The sequence below is a fragment of the Lysinibacillus sp. FSL K6-0102 genome, assembly GCF_038003545.1.
Classification (GTDB): Bacteria; Bacillota; Bacilli; order Bacillales_A; family Planococcaceae; genus Lysinibacillus; species Lysinibacillus capsici.
Genome location: NZ_JBBOPH010000001.1, coordinates 1,075,699 through 1,091,872 on the forward strand (window position 1 = coordinate 1,075,699; position 16,174 = coordinate 1,091,872).

At 38.4% G+C, this 16,174-nt stretch carries 17 protein-coding genes; all 17 read left to right on the plus strand.

Features of this window, described 5'->3' with window-relative positions:
• Positions 1–103 precede the first annotated feature (103 nt).
• The 17 genes from NYE73_RS04990 (at position 104) to trmFO (ending at position 16,135) form a co-directional block, all read left to right on the plus strand.
• Entirely contained in the window at positions 104–439 is a 336-nt protein-coding gene (locus NYE73_RS04990; protein WP_048391643.1) for a putative DNA-binding protein, read from the plus strand.
• Positions 440–451: 12 nt separating this feature from the next.
• On the plus strand, positions 452–1,810 hold the full coding sequence (gene ffh / locus NYE73_RS04995) for a signal recognition particle protein (protein ID WP_048391641.1): 1,359 nt from the start codon (positions 452–454) through the stop codon (positions 1,808–1,810).
• A gap of 94 nt (positions 1,811–1,904) precedes the next feature.
• A complete protein-coding gene (gene rpsP, locus NYE73_RS05000; RefSeq protein WP_004269411.1) occupies positions 1,905–2,177 on the plus strand; it encodes a 30S ribosomal protein S16 in 273 nt (90 codons plus the stop codon).
• A gap of 15 nt (positions 2,178–2,192) precedes the next feature.
• Positions 2,193–2,426 carry a KH domain-containing protein gene (locus tag NYE73_RS05005; RefSeq protein ID WP_004269410.1) on the plus strand — a complete coding sequence of 78 codons (234 nt, stop codon included), beginning with the start codon at positions 2,193–2,195 and terminating at the stop codon, positions 2,424–2,426.
• 374 nt (positions 2,427–2,800) lie between these two features.
• Entirely contained in the window at positions 2,801–3,316 is a 516-nt protein-coding gene (gene rimM / locus NYE73_RS05010) for a ribosome maturation factor RimM (protein ID WP_054550508.1), read from the plus strand.
• On the plus strand, positions 3,316–4,053 hold the full coding sequence (gene trmD, locus NYE73_RS05015; protein ID WP_066037837.1) for a tRNA (guanosine(37)-N1)-methyltransferase TrmD: 738 nt from the start codon (positions 3,316–3,318) through the stop codon (positions 4,051–4,053). The genes rimM and trmD overlap by 1 nt, the downstream gene beginning before the upstream one ends.
• 116 nt (positions 4,054–4,169) lie before the next feature.
• The gene (rplS, locus tag NYE73_RS05020; protein WP_004269407.1) at positions 4,170–4,514 is read left to right on the plus strand and encodes a 50S ribosomal protein L19; all 345 of its coding nucleotides are present in this window, start codon (positions 4,170–4,172) and stop codon (positions 4,512–4,514) included.
• Between the two features lie 105 nt (positions 4,515–4,619).
• Positions 4,620–5,189 (plus strand): signal peptidase I, encoded by a 570-nt coding sequence (gene lepB / locus NYE73_RS05025; protein ID WP_048391637.1) that lies wholly within the window; start codon positions 4,620–4,622, stop codon positions 5,187–5,189.
• 57 nt (positions 5,190–5,246) lie between these two features.
• Positions 5,247–6,122 carry a ribosome biogenesis GTPase YlqF gene (gene ylqF, locus NYE73_RS05030; protein WP_259951091.1) on the plus strand — a complete coding sequence of 292 codons (876 nt, stop codon included), beginning with the start codon at positions 5,247–5,249 and terminating at the stop codon, positions 6,120–6,122.
• A gap of 164 nt (positions 6,123–6,286) precedes the next feature.
• Positions 6,287–7,048 carry a ribonuclease HII gene (locus NYE73_RS05035; RefSeq protein WP_054550509.1) on the plus strand — a complete coding sequence of 254 codons (762 nt, stop codon included), beginning with the start codon at positions 6,287–6,289 and terminating at the stop codon, positions 7,046–7,048.
• 56 nt (positions 7,049–7,104) lie between these two features.
• Entirely contained in the window at positions 7,105–8,994 is a 1,890-nt protein-coding gene (locus NYE73_RS05040; RefSeq protein ID WP_259951090.1) for a hypothetical protein, read from the plus strand.
• Positions 8,991–9,293, plus strand: a complete 303-nt coding sequence (locus NYE73_RS05045; RefSeq protein ID WP_048391628.1) for an EscU/YscU/HrcU family type III secretion system export apparatus switch protein — start codon at positions 8,991–8,993, stop codon at positions 9,291–9,293. Before NYE73_RS05040 ends, NYE73_RS05045 begins: the two co-directional genes overlap by 4 nt.
• Positions 9,294–9,455: 162 nt before the next feature.
• The gene (gene sucC / locus NYE73_RS05050) at positions 9,456–10,616 is read left to right on the plus strand and encodes an ADP-forming succinate--CoA ligase subunit beta (protein WP_036080495.1); all 1,161 of its coding nucleotides are present in this window, start codon (positions 9,456–9,458) and stop codon (positions 10,614–10,616) included.
• Between the two features lie 17 nt (positions 10,617–10,633).
• Positions 10,634–11,536 (plus strand): succinate--CoA ligase subunit alpha, encoded by a 903-nt coding sequence (gene sucD, locus NYE73_RS05055; protein ID WP_004229280.1) that lies wholly within the window; start codon positions 10,634–10,636, stop codon positions 11,534–11,536.
• Between the two features lie 198 nt (positions 11,537–11,734).
• On the plus strand, positions 11,735–12,631 hold the full coding sequence (gene dprA / locus NYE73_RS05060) for a DNA-processing protein DprA (RefSeq protein ID WP_112117486.1): 897 nt from the start codon (positions 11,735–11,737) through the stop codon (positions 12,629–12,631).
• A gap of 92 nt (positions 12,632–12,723) precedes the next feature.
• Positions 12,724–14,802, plus strand: a complete 2,079-nt coding sequence (gene topA, locus NYE73_RS05065; RefSeq protein ID WP_016994084.1) for a type I DNA topoisomerase — start codon at positions 12,724–12,726, stop codon at positions 14,800–14,802.
• 19 nt (positions 14,803–14,821) lie between these two features.
• Positions 14,822–16,135, plus strand: coding sequence for an FADH(2)-oxidizing methylenetetrahydrofolate--tRNA-(uracil(54)-C(5))-methyltransferase TrmFO (gene trmFO / locus NYE73_RS05070; protein WP_016994086.1), 1,314 nt, complete (start codon positions 14,822–14,824; stop codon positions 16,133–16,135).
• Positions 16,136–16,174: the final 39 nt, after the last annotated feature.

Consider the following 16,174-nt stretch of genomic DNA (forward strand, 5'->3'; position numbering starts at 1 on the left):
CTGAAAGCTGTAATTTAGGCTTTTAGACAAGGAGATTACCTTGACACAGACGGGCGCTTTTCGTTATGATACAAATGACTAATAGCGGGAGGAGAAACATTCGATGCTACTTGAAAAAACAACACGCATGAACTTTCTCTTCGACTTTTATCAAGCATTATTAACAGATAAGCAAAGAAGTTATATGGAGCTATACTATTTGGATGATAACTCTCTAGGAGAAATCGCTGAATCGTATGGTGTTTCACGCCAAGCTGTTTACGATAATATTCGTCGAACTGAAGCGATGCTTGAGGAATATGAAGAAAAATTATGTTTACTTGAGAAATTTCAACAACGTACCCAAATGCTGTCACAGCTAACACAGGGGATTACAGAAAAAAGTATGACAGCTGAAGAGCAGCTAGCACTTATTGAGCAGCTGAAAGAATGGGATTAGGAGGCGAAAGCAATGGCTTTTGAAGGATTAGCGGAACGACTCCAAGGAACGATCCAAAAGATTAAAGGCAAAGGAAAAGTGTCAGAGCAAGACGTTAAAGAAATGATGCGAGAAGTCCGATTTGCTTTAATCGAGGCGGATGTTAACTTAAAAGTAGTCAAAGAATTCGTGAAAAAGGTAAGTGAACGTGCTGTCGGTGTTGATGTTATGCAAAGTTTAACACCAGGTCAGCAAGTTATTAAAATTGTACAGGATGAACTAACAGAATTAATGGGGGGCGAACAAAGTCCCATTAAGTTTAATACGAAGCCACCCACTGTCATTATGATGGTTGGTCTACAAGGTGCGGGTAAAACGACCACTACAGGTAAATTGGCAAATGTTCTACGAAAAAAATATAATCGTAAACCATTATTAGTTGCCGCTGACGTGTATCGTCCAGCAGCTGTCCAACAATTACAAACATTAGGAAAACAGTTATCACTACCTGTTTTTGCGCTAGGTACTGAGGTATCTCCTGTAGAAATTGCACGTCAGGCAATTGAATTGGCAAAGGAAGAGCATCATGATGTAGTGATTATTGATACAGCTGGTCGACTTCATATCGATGAAGACCTAATGCAAGAGTTAAAGGATATTCGTGCATTAAAAGAGCCAGATGAGGTTTTCCTAGTTGTTGATGCCATGACGGGTCAAGATGCAGTCAATGTAGCAGAAAGCTTTAATGAGGCAATCGGTATTACTGGGGTTGTTTTAACAAAACTTGACGGTGATACGCGTGGTGGTGCTGCATTATCTATCCGTTCTGTGACGCAAAAACCAATTAAATTTGTCGGGATGGGCGAAAAAATGGATGCGCTTGAACCATTCCATCCAGAGCGTATGGCGTCTCGCATATTAGGTATGGGCGATGTTCTATCCCTTATCGAGAAAGCTCAGGCAAATGTAGATGAAGCCAAGGCAAAAGAATTAGAAGAAAAGTTTAAATCTCAAACATTTACTTTTGATGATTTTGTCGAGCAATTACAGCAAGTCAAGAAAATGGGCCCTCTTGATGAAATTTTAAAAATGCTACCAGGTGCTAACAAAATCAAAGGCTTAGATAATGTAAAAGTTGATGATAAGCAAATGGGGCGTGTAGAGGCCATTATTTACTCCATGACGCCTGCTGAAAAGACCAACCCAGAAATCATTAATGGTAGCCGTAAAAAGCGTATTGCGAAAGGCTCTGGGACATCTATTCAAGAGGTGAATCGTCTCATTAAACAATTCGATGAAATGAAAAAAATGATGAAACAAATGACTGGAATGGCAAGTGGTAAAGGGAAGAAAAAAATGAAATTACCAGGCTTTGATTCATTGTTTAAATAATAATTTTTAGGTGTTAAGAAAAAACACTTTACAAACAACCTAAACATTGATAATATACTATCTTGTGTGAAACTTATTCGGAGGTGCTATTAAAATGGCAGTTAAAATTCGCTTAAAACGTATGGGAGCTAAAAAATCTCCTTTCTATCGTATCGTAGTTGCAGACGCTCGTTCACCACGTGATGGTCGTCAAATCGAAACAGTTGGTACTTACAACCCACTAACTCAGCCAGCTACTGTAAACATTGATGAAGAGAAAGCTCTTAAATGGTTAGCTGACGGTGCAAAACCATCAGATACAGTACGTAACCTGTTCTCAGAACAAGGTATCATGGAAAAATTCCATAACCAAAAATTCAGTAAATAATCGGGGGCGACGTCTTTGAAGCAGCTGATTGAAGCAATCGTTTTACCGTTAGTCGATTATCCAGAAGAAGTTCGTATTGAGACGGATGAAAATGCAAATCGAATTGTTTATAAACTTTTTGTTCATCCAGAGGATAGAGGGAAAGTCATAGGCAAGCAAGGGCGAGTAGCAAAAGCGATTCGTACAATTGTTTATTCAGCGGCAGGTAGTCACCATCAAAAGAAGACCTACGTCGATATATTGGATTAATAGAAAAGATTTTCACGCTCTTGCAACAAGTACTAGTGAGTCCTGATAGGTGTGTTTACATGTCGCTTAGGAGTTCAAAGTGGCCTTTTAGTATAAAGCGTAAAATCTGGACGAAAAAGGAGGGAGCTTGTAGGTTCCTTCCTTTTTTTATCTTTTTTTAACATCAGCATATCGCTATAACTTCTATTTAAGTGGAAATTAAAGCTTAAATAAGGAGTATAGATAAAGGATATTGCTTATATTATTGTTGACAAGACAAATGAGTCTTAGCTAAAACTACATTCTTCCAAAGCACATCTGCAAGAACGGAACCTTTTTTGGATGAGCCAGATGCATTGTGAAGATAAGCATTTTTTTTTACGAGGTGAAATAGAATGGAATGGTTTAATGTAGGTCGAATTGTCAATACGCACGGTATTCGTGGTGAGGTACGTGTATTATCGACAACAGACTTTGAAGAAGAGCGTTTTGCAGTAGGAAATAAGCTTGCTGCCTTTAAAAAAGATGATAAGAAGCCAACCTGGGTAACGATTGACTCTATGCGTCGTCATAAAAACTTTATTTTATTAACTTTTGAAGGCATGAACAATATCAACTTGGTTGAGCCATTTAAAGAAGGCATGCTGAAAGTGACAAAAGATCAAATGACTGATGATCTTCTTGAAGAAAATGAGTTCTTTTTCCATGAAATAATAGGCTGCACAGTTATTTCTGAAGAGGGCGAGACAATCGGTATAGTAGCAGATATCCTGCAAACAGGGGCAAACGATGTATGGGTAGTGAAAGGGACTAAGAAAGAACACTATATCCCTTATATAGAAGATATCGTGAAAGATATTGATGTTAGGGACAAAAAAATAGTCATTCATGTTATGGAAGGCTTATTATGATGAATATTCATGTATTGAGCCTGTTTCCTGATATGTTTTCAGGTGTTTTTGGTGCATCTATTTTAAAGAAGGCACAAGAAAAGGGAGCTGTAAATTTAGAGGTAACGGATATTCGTACATTTTCAGGGAACAAGCATAATCAGGTTGACGACTATCCATATGGTGGTGGTGCAGGTATGGTATTAAAGCCTGAACCAATGTTTAGTGCAGTAGAGGCTATAACTGCAGGGAAACAGCCACGTATCATATTAATGTGTCCTCAGGGCGAACGATTTACGCAGAAAAAAGCAGAGGAGCTAGCGCAGGAGACAGAGTTAGTGTTCTTATGTGGTCATTATGAAGGCTATGATGAGCGTATACGTCAGCATCTCGTGACAGACGAGATTTCCATTGGCGATTTTGTCTTAACAGGTGGAGAATTAGGCGCTATGACTGTTATTGATAGCGTAGTTAGATTGTTACCAGGTGTCTTAGGACAAGAGGATTCTCATATCCAGGATTCTTTTTCAACAGGTCTCCTTGAGCATCCACATTATACACGTCCTGCGGAGTTCCGTGGCATGAAGGTACCTGATGTTTTATTATCGGGGAATCATGCTAAAATCGAGCAATGGCGAGAGGAACAGTCGCTGAAAAGAACTTTTGAGCGTCGTCCTGACTTACTGGAGCAATACCCATTAACAGACAAGCAAAAATTGTATCTAGAAAAACTAAAAAACAATCGTCTAGATGCTTGATTGCCGAATCTATTTATGATAACATCTAATCTGTACTTCTATGTGGAGTACTGAATTACGGTGTTCCGCTGTGGCATAGATTGCGTGCAAGAGCATCTGTCTAAGGAGAGAAAACAATGTCAAACATTATTGCAGAAATTACAAAATCTCAGCTTCGCTCTGATCTACCAACTTTCCGTCCTGGTGATACTGTTAAGGTACACGTGAAAGTAGTAGAGGGTACTCGTGAACGTATCCAAATTTTCGAAGGTGTAGTAATTAAACGTCGTGGTGGCGGAATTAGCGAAACTTTCACAGTTCGTAAAATTTCTTACGGTGTAGGTGTTGAGCGTACATTCCCTGTACACACACCAAAAATCGCTAACTTAGAAGTTGTACGTCGTGGTAAAGTACGTCGTGCTAAACTTTACTACCTACGTAACCTACGTGGTAAAGCTGCTCGTATTAAAGAAATTCGATAATTATGACTTAAAAGTGAGGGGCTTGTGTTCAAGCCTCTTTTCTTTTTGCTTGTCATCTTTATTCACTATCATCTAAAATGGTGTTAGACAAGGGGGCAATTCTCAATGGAAAAACAAGTGAAAGAAAAAAATGAATTATGGGAATGGACAAAAGCACTATTAATTGCATTTGCGATTGCTGCAGTTATTCGATATTTTTTATTTACACCCATTGCAGTTGATGGAGAGTCCATGATGCCAACCCTTGAAGATGGCGACCGAATGATTGTGAATAAAATTGGTTATAAAATAGGTGAGCCTAAACGTTTTGATATCGTTGTATTTCATGCACCTGAACAAAAAAATTACATAAAGCGTGTAATTGGATTGCCAGGAGATACATTAGAGTATAAGGATGATCAATTGTATATAAATGGTGAGCCAATTGAAGAACCCTATTTAGATGCCTATAAAGCACAAATCACAGAGGGAACTTTAACAGAAGATTTCACCTTAAATGACATTGATGTTTCCTTGGATAGCAATACCATTCCTGAGGGGTATATCTTTGTTATGGGAGATAATCGTCGATATAGTAAAGACAGTCGACATATTGGCCTTGTTAACCAAAAAGAAATTATCGGTAATACTAGTCTGATTTTCTGGCCATTTAGTGATATAAAAATTGTAAAGTAATGTAAGAAAGGGAGAGCATAATCACTCCCTTTTTCTTTTAGTTTAGGAGGTATAGCTGTGACGATACAATGGTTTCCAGGGCATATGGCTAAAGCCCGACGTGAAGTAACTGAAAAATTAAAGCTTGTCGATATTATCTTTGAATTAATAGATGCACGTTTACCGCTATCCTCACGTAATCCGATGATTGACGAAGTCATTAACCAAAAACCTCGTCTTTTGATCTTAAATAAAGCGGATATGGCAGATGAACAAGAAACACGGAAATGGGTAGAGTATTTTGCAAAGCGTGGCCATAAAGCAATAGCCATTAACTCACTTGAGGGCAAGGGCTTACAGCAAGTAACAAAAGCGGCACAAGAAATTTTAAAAGAAAAATTTGATCGCATGAAAGCAAGAGGAATGAAGCCTAGAGCTATTCGTGCCATGATTGTGGGTATTCCAAACGTGGGAAAATCAACATTGATAAATCGCTTAGCGAAAAAAAATATCGCTAAAACAGGCAATACACCAGGTGTGACAAAGGCACAGCAATGGATCAAAGTTGGTAAAGAGCTTGAACTATTGGATACACCAGGTATTTTATGGCCAAAGTTTGAGGATCAAGAAGTAGGCTTTAAATTAGCTTTAACTGGTGCTATTAAGGATACTATTACAAATATGGAAGACCTAGCTGTCTATGGATTACGCTTCTTATCTAATCATTATCCAAAGCGTATGGAAGAGCGTTACGGTCTTGAGTTTATCCATGAGGAGTTAGTGGATACTTTTGACCATATTGGTAAGCTGCGTCGTGTGTTTGGTCCTGGTGGAGAAATAGATTATGATCAAGTAGCTCAACTAATTGTTCGAGATATCCGTGGATTACAATTAGGTAAACTTACCTTTGATTTTGTGGATGAACAGTTAGAAAAGGAAACTGAACAATTATAAGTATTTAAAACTGTCACACGTTCTTTTGTGACAGTTTTTCTTTTAGGAATACATTTTTTAACCGATAATGACTATAGAGAGGAAAATAGTTTTCAAGTTAAAGAGACTACATAATAACTGAACATGATATAGTTTGAATGAATAGAAGCAAGAAGGAGTACACAATGAAAACGATTAAGGAAATTACAACTGCATTGAAAGCTGCTGAGGAATGGCAAGATTGGATGAAAGAAGTTGCAGCCGATGAAAGAGCAGGTGTACAAAAGGCATGGCTAACTTGGCAAAAGAGACAAGATAAAAAACATCAATTACTGCAAGAGCATCAAAAAAAAGTTACATTCGATTTAAGCTATGGGGGAACAGATACATTTATTGCGGGTGTAGATGAAGCAGGAAGAGGACCACTAGCAGGGCCAGTCGTAACGGCAGCAGTAATTTTACCGACAAATTGTGAGGCACTTGTTGGTCTGAATGACTCAAAGCAATTATCGAAGGATAAACGAAACGGCTTTGCTAAATTAGTTAAAGAGCATGCCATAAGCTATTTTATTCATTTTCAATCTGCCCAACAAATTGATGAACTGAATATATATGAGGCAACAAAACAATCTATGAAGGTAAGTGTTGAATCATTGTCAACGAAGCCGGATGTTGTTTTAGTAGATGCTATGACATTACCTATTACAATTCCTCAAGATTCGATTATAAAAGGAGATGCTAAGAGCTTAGCGATAGCAGCCGCCTCCATTTTAGCTAAAACGGCACGGGATGAGTATATGGAGCAATTAGACGAGGAATTTCCAATGTATGGCTTTGCGCAACATGCAGGGTATGGGACTAAGCAACATTTAGAAGCGTTAGAAGAATTTGGACCGACTATTCACCATCGTAAATCATTTGAACCAATAAAATCTATGTTTTCATAAAGCTAAAAAACGGTAGACAATTACACGAAGGAGTAATTGATGAAAGGAGTATGTATATGACAGCCACATCATTTAATCCAATTCAGATACAGCAAAATGCAATGACTTCGACAAATCAACCACTTGCTTTAAAACAAGGACAAGTATTTCATGGAACAATTAAGCAATTATATCCAGATCAAATGGCAGAAATACAAATAGGTAATCAAAAATTTATAGCTAAACTCGAAGTGCCGTTAAAAGCCGGGGATGCCCATTTCTTTCAGGTAACAGGGACAAATCCACAAACGGAATTGAAAATAGTGACTGGACCGATGGCGCAGGCATCTACACCGAGTCAGCAAATTAATCAGTTATTAGAATCCATGAATTTGCCAAAATCTGCAGAGATGCAGCAATTATTAGGGCATTTTATGAAAGCGCAGCTACCAATTTCTAAAGAGCAAATGCTGCAAGCTGAAATGTGGTTAAAGGCATTGCCAGAGGGTATATCAAAAGTAGATGCTCTACAAACCATTCAAAAAATGATAGAGCTTAAAATGCCTATGATAAACGATGTGTTTCAAGCATTGATGAGTGGTCAAAAGACATCTGGTATGACCGCTATCATGGATAACTTTGCTCAGCTTTTAGCGAAGGATACAACCCTATCTGAGTCATTGAGGCAAAATTTAATGCAACAAGTACAAGCGATTGCCAAGCCCTTTGAAGTAGAAACAGGTAGTGCAGTGCTTGCAAGGCTTTTACAAAGTTTAACGAATAGTTCTGCGACAATGAATGAAAAAATGCAAGCTTTATCAATGCTAAAAGAGTCAGGGATTCTCCCCCAGCAGGCTACATTGCAAAACTGGTCAAAAATGAATGAAGCAAAAGCCTTTCAGCCAATACAGCAAGCTGGTCAAGTTATTCAAACCATTCTTGCTACAAAGCCAGAAAATGCTAGACAACTGGTGGAAAAGCTTAAATCATGGACCGAAAGTCAAAATTTATTAACGAATGGACAAAAACATCAAATCAATCAGCTTGTGGATCGTTTTAATCAGCTACCAGTATCAAAACAAACGCTAGATGTTTTTGCTAAACAAATGCAGGATCAGTTATTAAAAGCTTTTACTCAAAATACAGCTGATCGTTTATTTACACAGGATGCCCACACACTTTCGATGAAAGATCATTTGTTATCCTTATTTAAACAAGAGGCCAATTCTCCTTCACAGACTGAGGCACTCATGCGCAATCTGGTGAAAAATAGTATTGATTCTTCGCAACCATTTATACAGCAAGTTGTGACACAAGCAGAAGCACTAGTACAAAATTCAATGGATAGTAAAGCGATGGAACATGCACTTAAAACGGTGTTGAAAAATTTAGGAATTAGCTACGAGGCTACACTCGGAAACAAGTCGGCTGATTTACACATGATTGCGCATCAGCTAAAGCCACAGCTCCATACATTATTGCAGGAAACTAATATACCACCTCAAATGAAGGAAGCGGCAGAGATGCTTATGACGCGTATGAATGGAATGCAGTTATCTTCAGGAGAAAATGGTCATCAACATCAGCTCATCATGCAAGTTCCACTTGAATTTTTTGGCAAGAAGATGGATGCAACCTTACAATGGAATGGTCGCATGAAAGATAATGGCAAAATTGATGCAAACTATGCACGCGTATTATTTTATTTACAAATGGCATCTATGCAAGAAACAGTGATTGATATGCAGGTTCAAAATAGAGTTGTCACAGTAACGGTCTTTAATGAAAATTCGGAAATTCAATCACTTGCTGAGCCGTTGAAGGCTGCTTTAAAAATTGGACTGGCTGAAAAAAATTATCAACTTTCAGGTGTGTTTATTAAACAATTTGATAAAGGGCAAACGGAAAAAGTAGGTCCTGTAGTAGAACAGCGAGAGGAGCAGAGTGGGGTGGATATCCGCGTATGAGCGAAGAAAAACTTACTCGAAAAGAGGCAATTGCGCTTACGTATAAGCTTGGTCAATTTGATAGTCCCACTGTTGTAGCAAAGGGAAAAGGGAAAATTGCCGAGAACATTTTGGCAAGAGCAAATGAGCATAATGTGCCGATTTATGAGGATCCTAACCTTGTGCAGTTACTTGGTCAATTAGATTTAAATGAGTCTATTCCTGAAGAATTATATCAGGCAGTAGCAGAGGTTTTCGCATTTATTTATCGTTTGGATCAGCAACATGCGCAAAAATATAGAAAAAATGAATTATTCTGATTATTTTTACAAGCTGTTTTAGTACACAAAATAGAAAAAAGCGTCATAATAAGAGAGAAAATTCGAACTAAAGACAAAGTGTAGACTTTATCAGAATCTTTCGTTAGAATAGTCTATGTTAGTAAAACAATTCTATGCAAATGTTTGATGGGAGGATGTATTATGAATATCCATGAATATCAAGGGAAAGAGATTCTGAGAAAATATGGTGTAGCTGTACCAAACGGAAAAGTTGCTTTTTCCCCTGATGAAGCAGTAAAAGTAGCGAAGGAACTTGGCTCAAACGTAACAGTAGTCAAGGCGCAAATCCATGCAGGTGGACGCGGTAAAGCAGGCGGTGTCAAAATCGCTAAAAACCTTGACGAGGTGCGCACATACGCAAAAGAGTTATTAGGAAAAATTTTAGTGACTCATCAAACAGGTCCAGAAGGAAAAGAAGTAAAACGTTTGTATATTGAAGAGGGTTCTGATATCCAAAAAGAATACTATTTAAGTCTAGTATTAGACCGTGCCACATCTCGTGTAACAGTGATGGGATCTGAAGAAGGCGGTATGGATATTGAAGAAGTAGCAGAAACAAATCCGGAAAAAATCTTCAAAGAAGTTGTAGATCCTGTAGTTGGATTAACAAGCTTCCAAGCACGTCGTATGGCGTTTAATATGAATATTCCAGCAAACCTTGTAGGGAAAGCTGTTAAATTAATGTTAGGCTTATATCAAGCATTTATCGACAAAGATGCATCAATTGTAGAAATTAATCCACTTGTTGTAACTGGACAAGGCGAAGTAGTAGCATTAGATGCTAAATTCAATTTTGATGCCAATGCATTATATCGACATAAGGATATTGTCGAATTACGCGATTTTGACGAAGAAGATGCAAAAGAAATCGAAGCTTCGAAATATGACCTAAGCTATATTTCATTAGATGGAAATATTGGCTGTATGGTTAACGGTGCTGGTCTTGCAATGGCAACGATGGATACAATTAGTTATTATGGCGGAAGCCCTGCTAACTTCCTAGATGTAGGGGGCGGTGCAACAGCTGAAAAAGTAACAGAGGCTTTCAAAATTATCCTTTCTGATCCAAACGTAAAAGGCATTTTCGTAAACATCTTTGGTGGAATTATGAAGTGTAACATTATTGCTGAGGGTGTTGTAACGGCTGCTAAAGAGATTGGTTTAGCTGTGCCATTAGTTGTACGCTTAGAAGGTACAAATGTTGAACTTGGAAAAGAAATTTTAAATGCATCTGGTTTAAACATCGTTGCAGCGGATTCAATGGCTGACGGTGCACAAAAAATTGTGGGACTAGTAGGCTAAGGAAGGCAGGGAGAACAATGGCTGTATTTATTAACAAAGATACGAAGGTAATTGTACAAGGGATTACGGGCGAAACAGCTCTTTTCCATACGAAGCAAATGCTTGAGTATGGTACTAAAATCGTAGCAGGTGTAACACCAGGTAAAGGTGGACTTGAAATCGAGGGAGTTCCTGTTTTCAATACAGTAGCAGAAGCTGTAGCTGCAACAGGTGCTACAACTTCAGTTATCTATGTACCTGCACCATTTGCGGCAGATGCAATTTTAGAAGCTGTTGATGCTGAATTAGAATTAACAATCTGTATCACAGAGCATATACCTGTTCTTGATATGGTTAAGGTTAAACGTTATATGGAAGGCAAAAACACTCGACTAGTAGGTCCAAACTGTCCAGGTGTTATTACAGCTGATGAATGTAAAATTGGTATCATGCCTGGTTATATTCATACAAAAGGCCATGTAGGAGTTGTTTCTCGTTCTGGTACATTAACATATGAAGCAGTACACCAATTAACACAAGCTGGAATTGGTCAAACAACTGCAGTAGGTATTGGTGGAGACCCTGTCAACGGTACAAACTTCATTGATGTACTTGAAGCCTTTAATAATGATCCAGAAACATACGCAGTTGTTATGATTGGTGAAATCGGTGGTACAGCTGAGGAAGAAGCAGCGGCATGGATTAAGGCAAATATGACAAAACCTGTTGTAGGCTTTATTGGTGGACAAACTGCACCTCCTGGCAAACGTATGGGTCACGCTGGTGCTATCATTTCTGGTGGTAAAGGAACAGCAGCTGAGAAAATTAAAGCAATGAACGAAGCTGGTATTGAAGTTGCAGAAACACCTTCTGTAATTGGTGAAACATTGATTAAAGTAATTAAAGAAAAAGGGCTATACGAAAAGTGTAAAACCCATTAAAATGGAAGATGTAGCCATTACGGCTACATCTTTTTCATTATTTATACACTGTTTATCATACTTCATTCAACAATTACCTACTTACTTATGAAGAAATCAACAATTTTGTGGCAGATGTTATAAATAATAATGCAATGTTGTGTTGAAAATTATCATGCGGTCATTTAATTTCTTCTATTATAAAAGGAGGTTTATTGAATGATTCTCGCAGTAGATACGCAGAGATTACTAGCCTTACATTATGTGTACCCATTACCACTACAGAAACTTCAGCAATTGTTGTCCCCTGTGAATATTTTAAGCTCTTTTGAAGACATTCATTATGACGACCTCGCAAAAGTTTTACAAATATCGGCACAAAAAGCACATCAACTTTCTCAGCGCTTTCGACAAATTATGACAACACCACTTGAAGAGGCCTATGCACGGGCTAATATATTCCCCATCCCGTTTTATCATCCCTATTTCCCGGCGCAATTATTTGAAATATCAAGTCCACCTACTGTATTGTATGTGAAAGGTCAATATTCCCTGTTAACAAACAAAAAACAGATAGCTATTATAGGCTCTAGGAAGGCGACAGCGTATTCAAAAAGAGCGATAGACTTAATTGTCCCGCCGCTTATTCAACGTGAGTATACGGTTGTTAGTGGGCTTGCAAGAGGTGCAGATACAATGGCACATAGGGCGACTATCGATATGGGCGGTCATACAATAGCTGTGCTTGGACATGGTTTTAATTATCTCTATCCATCAGAAAACCGCATTCTTGCTACGCAAATGGCAGAGCATCAGTTATTAATGACAGAATATCCTCCTTATATGAAGCCTGAAAAATGGCATTTCCCAATGCGTAACCGAATCATTAGTGGTTTATCTCGAGCATTAGTTGTGACAGAAGCGGCATTAAAAAGTGGCACGCTTATTACAACAGAGCTTGCATTAGAGCAAGGAAAAGATGTGTTTGTGGTGCCAGGACCTATAGACGCAACGCAATCAAAAGGGACAAATCAATTGCTTTTTGAAGGAGCAATTCCCATAGTGAATGGTCATCAAATCATTGAAACATTAGACCTCTTTTCTAACAAAAATTGAAAAAAAGTTGCATTATCTTAAAATCTGTTATACATTTTGCAACAGGTAACTTAAAAAATTAGTAATAGACCTCGCTAAGGGGGGAGACATAGATGGCGGATTATTTAGTGATTGTAGAATCACCAGCAAAAGCAAAAACAATTGAACGGTATTTAGGAAAGAAATATAAAGTGAAAGCGTCGGTTGGACACGTACGGGATCTTCCACGTAGTCAGATGGGCGTTAGCGCGGAAAATAATTTCGAGCCTAAATATATTACGATACGTGGTAAAGGACCTGTGTTACAGGAATTAAAGTCTGCTGCTAAAAAAGTAAAGAAAGTTTATCTAGCGGCCGATCCAGACCGCGAGGGAGAAGCAATTGCTTGGCACCTTGCGACTGCATTAAATATTGATATTCACTCAGATTGTCGTGTTGTATTTAATGAAATTACTAAAGATGCAATTATAGAGTCTTTTAAAAACCCACGTCCAATTAACATGGATTTAGTAGATGCGCAGCAAACAAGACGTATATTGGATCGACTTGTTGGCTATAACATTAGCCCAATTCTATGGAAAAAGGTAAAAAAAGGTTTATCAGCGGGTCGGGTACAATCTGTAGCACTACGCATGATCATTGATCGTGAAAATGAAATTAAAAACTTCCAACCTGAAGAATATTGGACAATTGAAGGAACGTTTGAAAAGGGAAAAAAATCATTTGATGCCCTTTACTATGGAAATGGTAAAGACAAAATAAAATTAACAAATGAAGCACAAGTAAAGGCAATCTTAAAAGATGTTAAAGGAACAAACTTTGATGTTGTCAATGTAACGAAAAAGGAACGTAAGCGTAATGCTGCACCAGCCTTTACAACATCATCTTTACAGCAAGAAGCTGCACGAAAATTAAATTTCCGTGCTAAGAAGACCATGATGCTAGCTCAGCAATTATACGAAGGTATAGATATTGGAAAAAAAGAGGGGACAGTCGGGTTAATTACTTATATGCGTACCGATTCCACACGTATTTCTGATACGGCAAAAGCAGAAGCGGTTACGTACATTGAGGGTAAATATGGAAAAGAATACATTGCAACAGAAATAAAACAAACAAAGAAAGCTTCAAATGCACAGGATGCGCACGAAGCAATACGTCCAACAAGTACAATGCGGACACCAGATGAATTAAAGGCGGTACTTAGCCGTGATCAGTTACGCTTATATCGCTTAATTTGGGAGCGCTTTATTGCGAGTCAAATGGCACCGGCAGTACTTGATACTGTAGCTGTAGATCTTCAAAATGGTGATGTTTTATTCCGTGCAAATGGCTCACAAGTTAAATTCGCAGGCTTTATGAAACTATATATTGAAGGTACTGATGATCAAACTGAAGAGACGACAAAACTTTTACCTGAGATGGAAATTGGTGATCAAGTAAAATCGCTTGAAATCGAGCCTAAACAACATTTTACACAGCCACCACCACGTTATTCTGAGGCGCGACTTGTTAAAACAATGGAAGAACTAGGAATTGGGCGCCCGTCCACATATGCACCGACCCTCGATACAATTCAGCGCCGTGGCTATGTTGTATTAGATGCTAAACGCTTTATGCCAACAGAGCTAGGAGAGATCGTACACCAACTCGTACTAGAATTTTTCCCAGATATCATAAACATCGAATTCACAGCACAAATGGAACAAGATTTAGATGATATTGAAGAAGGCAATCGACAATGGAAAAAAGTTGTGGAGGAATTTTACAAAGACTTTGAAGTCCATGTAAAACATGCGGATGAAGCTATGGAAAAGGTTGTCATTAAAGATGAGCCTGCAGGAGAAGACTGTGAGCTTTGTGGATCTCCAATGGTCTTTAAGCTTGGACGATATGGCAAATTTATGGCTTGTTCTAATTTCCCGGATTGTAGAAATACAAAAGCAATTATGAAGCCTATTGGTGTGAAATGTCCTTCCTGTGAAACGGGCGAGATTGTGGAGCGAAAAAGTAAAACAAAGCGTCTATTCTATGGTTGCAATCAGTATCCTGAATGTGAATTTGTCTCATGGGACAAGCCGATTAATAGACCATGTCCAAAATGTAGTGCATTATTAGTAGAGAAAAAGATAAAAAAAGGTGTGCAAATTCAATGTACGAAGTGTGACTATGAAGAAGCACCAACTCAATGATAGGAAGATGGTAAGAAACATGACTGAACAAGTAGTAAATGTAATTGGAGCAGGGCTGGCAGGTAGTGAGGCAGCTTGGCAAATTGCTAAGCGGGGTATAAAAGTTAAACTTTATGAAATGCGTCCAGTAAAGCAGACACCAGCGCACCATACTGATAAATTTGCTGAGCTTGTTTGTTCTAACTCATTGCGGGCAAACGGGTTAACAAATGCTGTAGGCGTTATAAAAGAAGAAATGCGTATGTTAGATTCTGTTATCTTAAAGGCAGCAGACCAATGTTCAGTACCTGCTGGAGGTGCCTTAGCAGTAGATCGTCACGAATTTGCAGGGTATGTAACTGAAACTGTGAAAAACCATCCACTTGTGGAGGTTATTCATGAAGAAGTAACAGAAATTCCAGAAGGTATTACAGTTATTGCAACAGGACCATTAACTTCAAAAGCTTTAGCTGAAAAAATTCAAGGTTTAACGGGTTTAGATTATTTATACTTTTACGATGCAGCAGCACCTATTATCGAAAAAGATAGTATTGATATGAATAAAGTTTATTTAAAATCTCGTTATGATAAAGGGGAAGCGGCTTATTTAAACTGTCCTATGACAAAGGAAGAATTCGATCGTTTCCGCCAAGCATTAATCGAAGCTGAAGTTGTACCATTGAAGGAATTTGAAAAAGAAATTTACTTTGAAGGTTGTATGCCAATTGAAGTCATGGCAGCTCGTGGAGAGAAAACTATGTTATTTGGACCGATGAAGCCAGTGGGTCTTGAGGATCCTAAAACAGGAAAACGTCCATATGCAGTTGTTCAACTTCGTCAAGACGATGCAGCAGGCACGCTTTACAACATTGTAGGCTTCCAAACGCATTTAAAATGGGGGCCACAAAAGGAAGTGCTACAGCTCATTCCTGGGTTAGAGAATGTAGAAATTGTTCGCTATGGCGTCATGCACAGAAATACCTTCATCAATTCACCGAAAGTTTTAGAAAAAACATATCAACTTCGTGAGCAAAAGAATATTTTCTTTGCAGGTCAGATGACTGGTGTAGAAGGCTATGTTGAATCAGCAGGTAGTGGATTAATTGCAGGAATAAATGCAGCTCGTTTAGCCTTAGGACAAGAGCCGATTATTTTCCCATTCGAAACGGCATTAGGAAGCATGGCGCGTTATATAACAGAAGCACAGTCGAAAAACTTCCAGCCTATGAATGTAAACTTCGGCATCTTCCCTGACTTACCACCTGGTCGTCGTTCTAAGCCAGAGCGTGCGGAAATGCATGCAACACGCGCAATAAGCACAATTCGAAATTTTGTGAATTCACAAACAATTTAATTGCCAAAAGCCTCTAAAAGTTGTTATACTCTTAGAGGC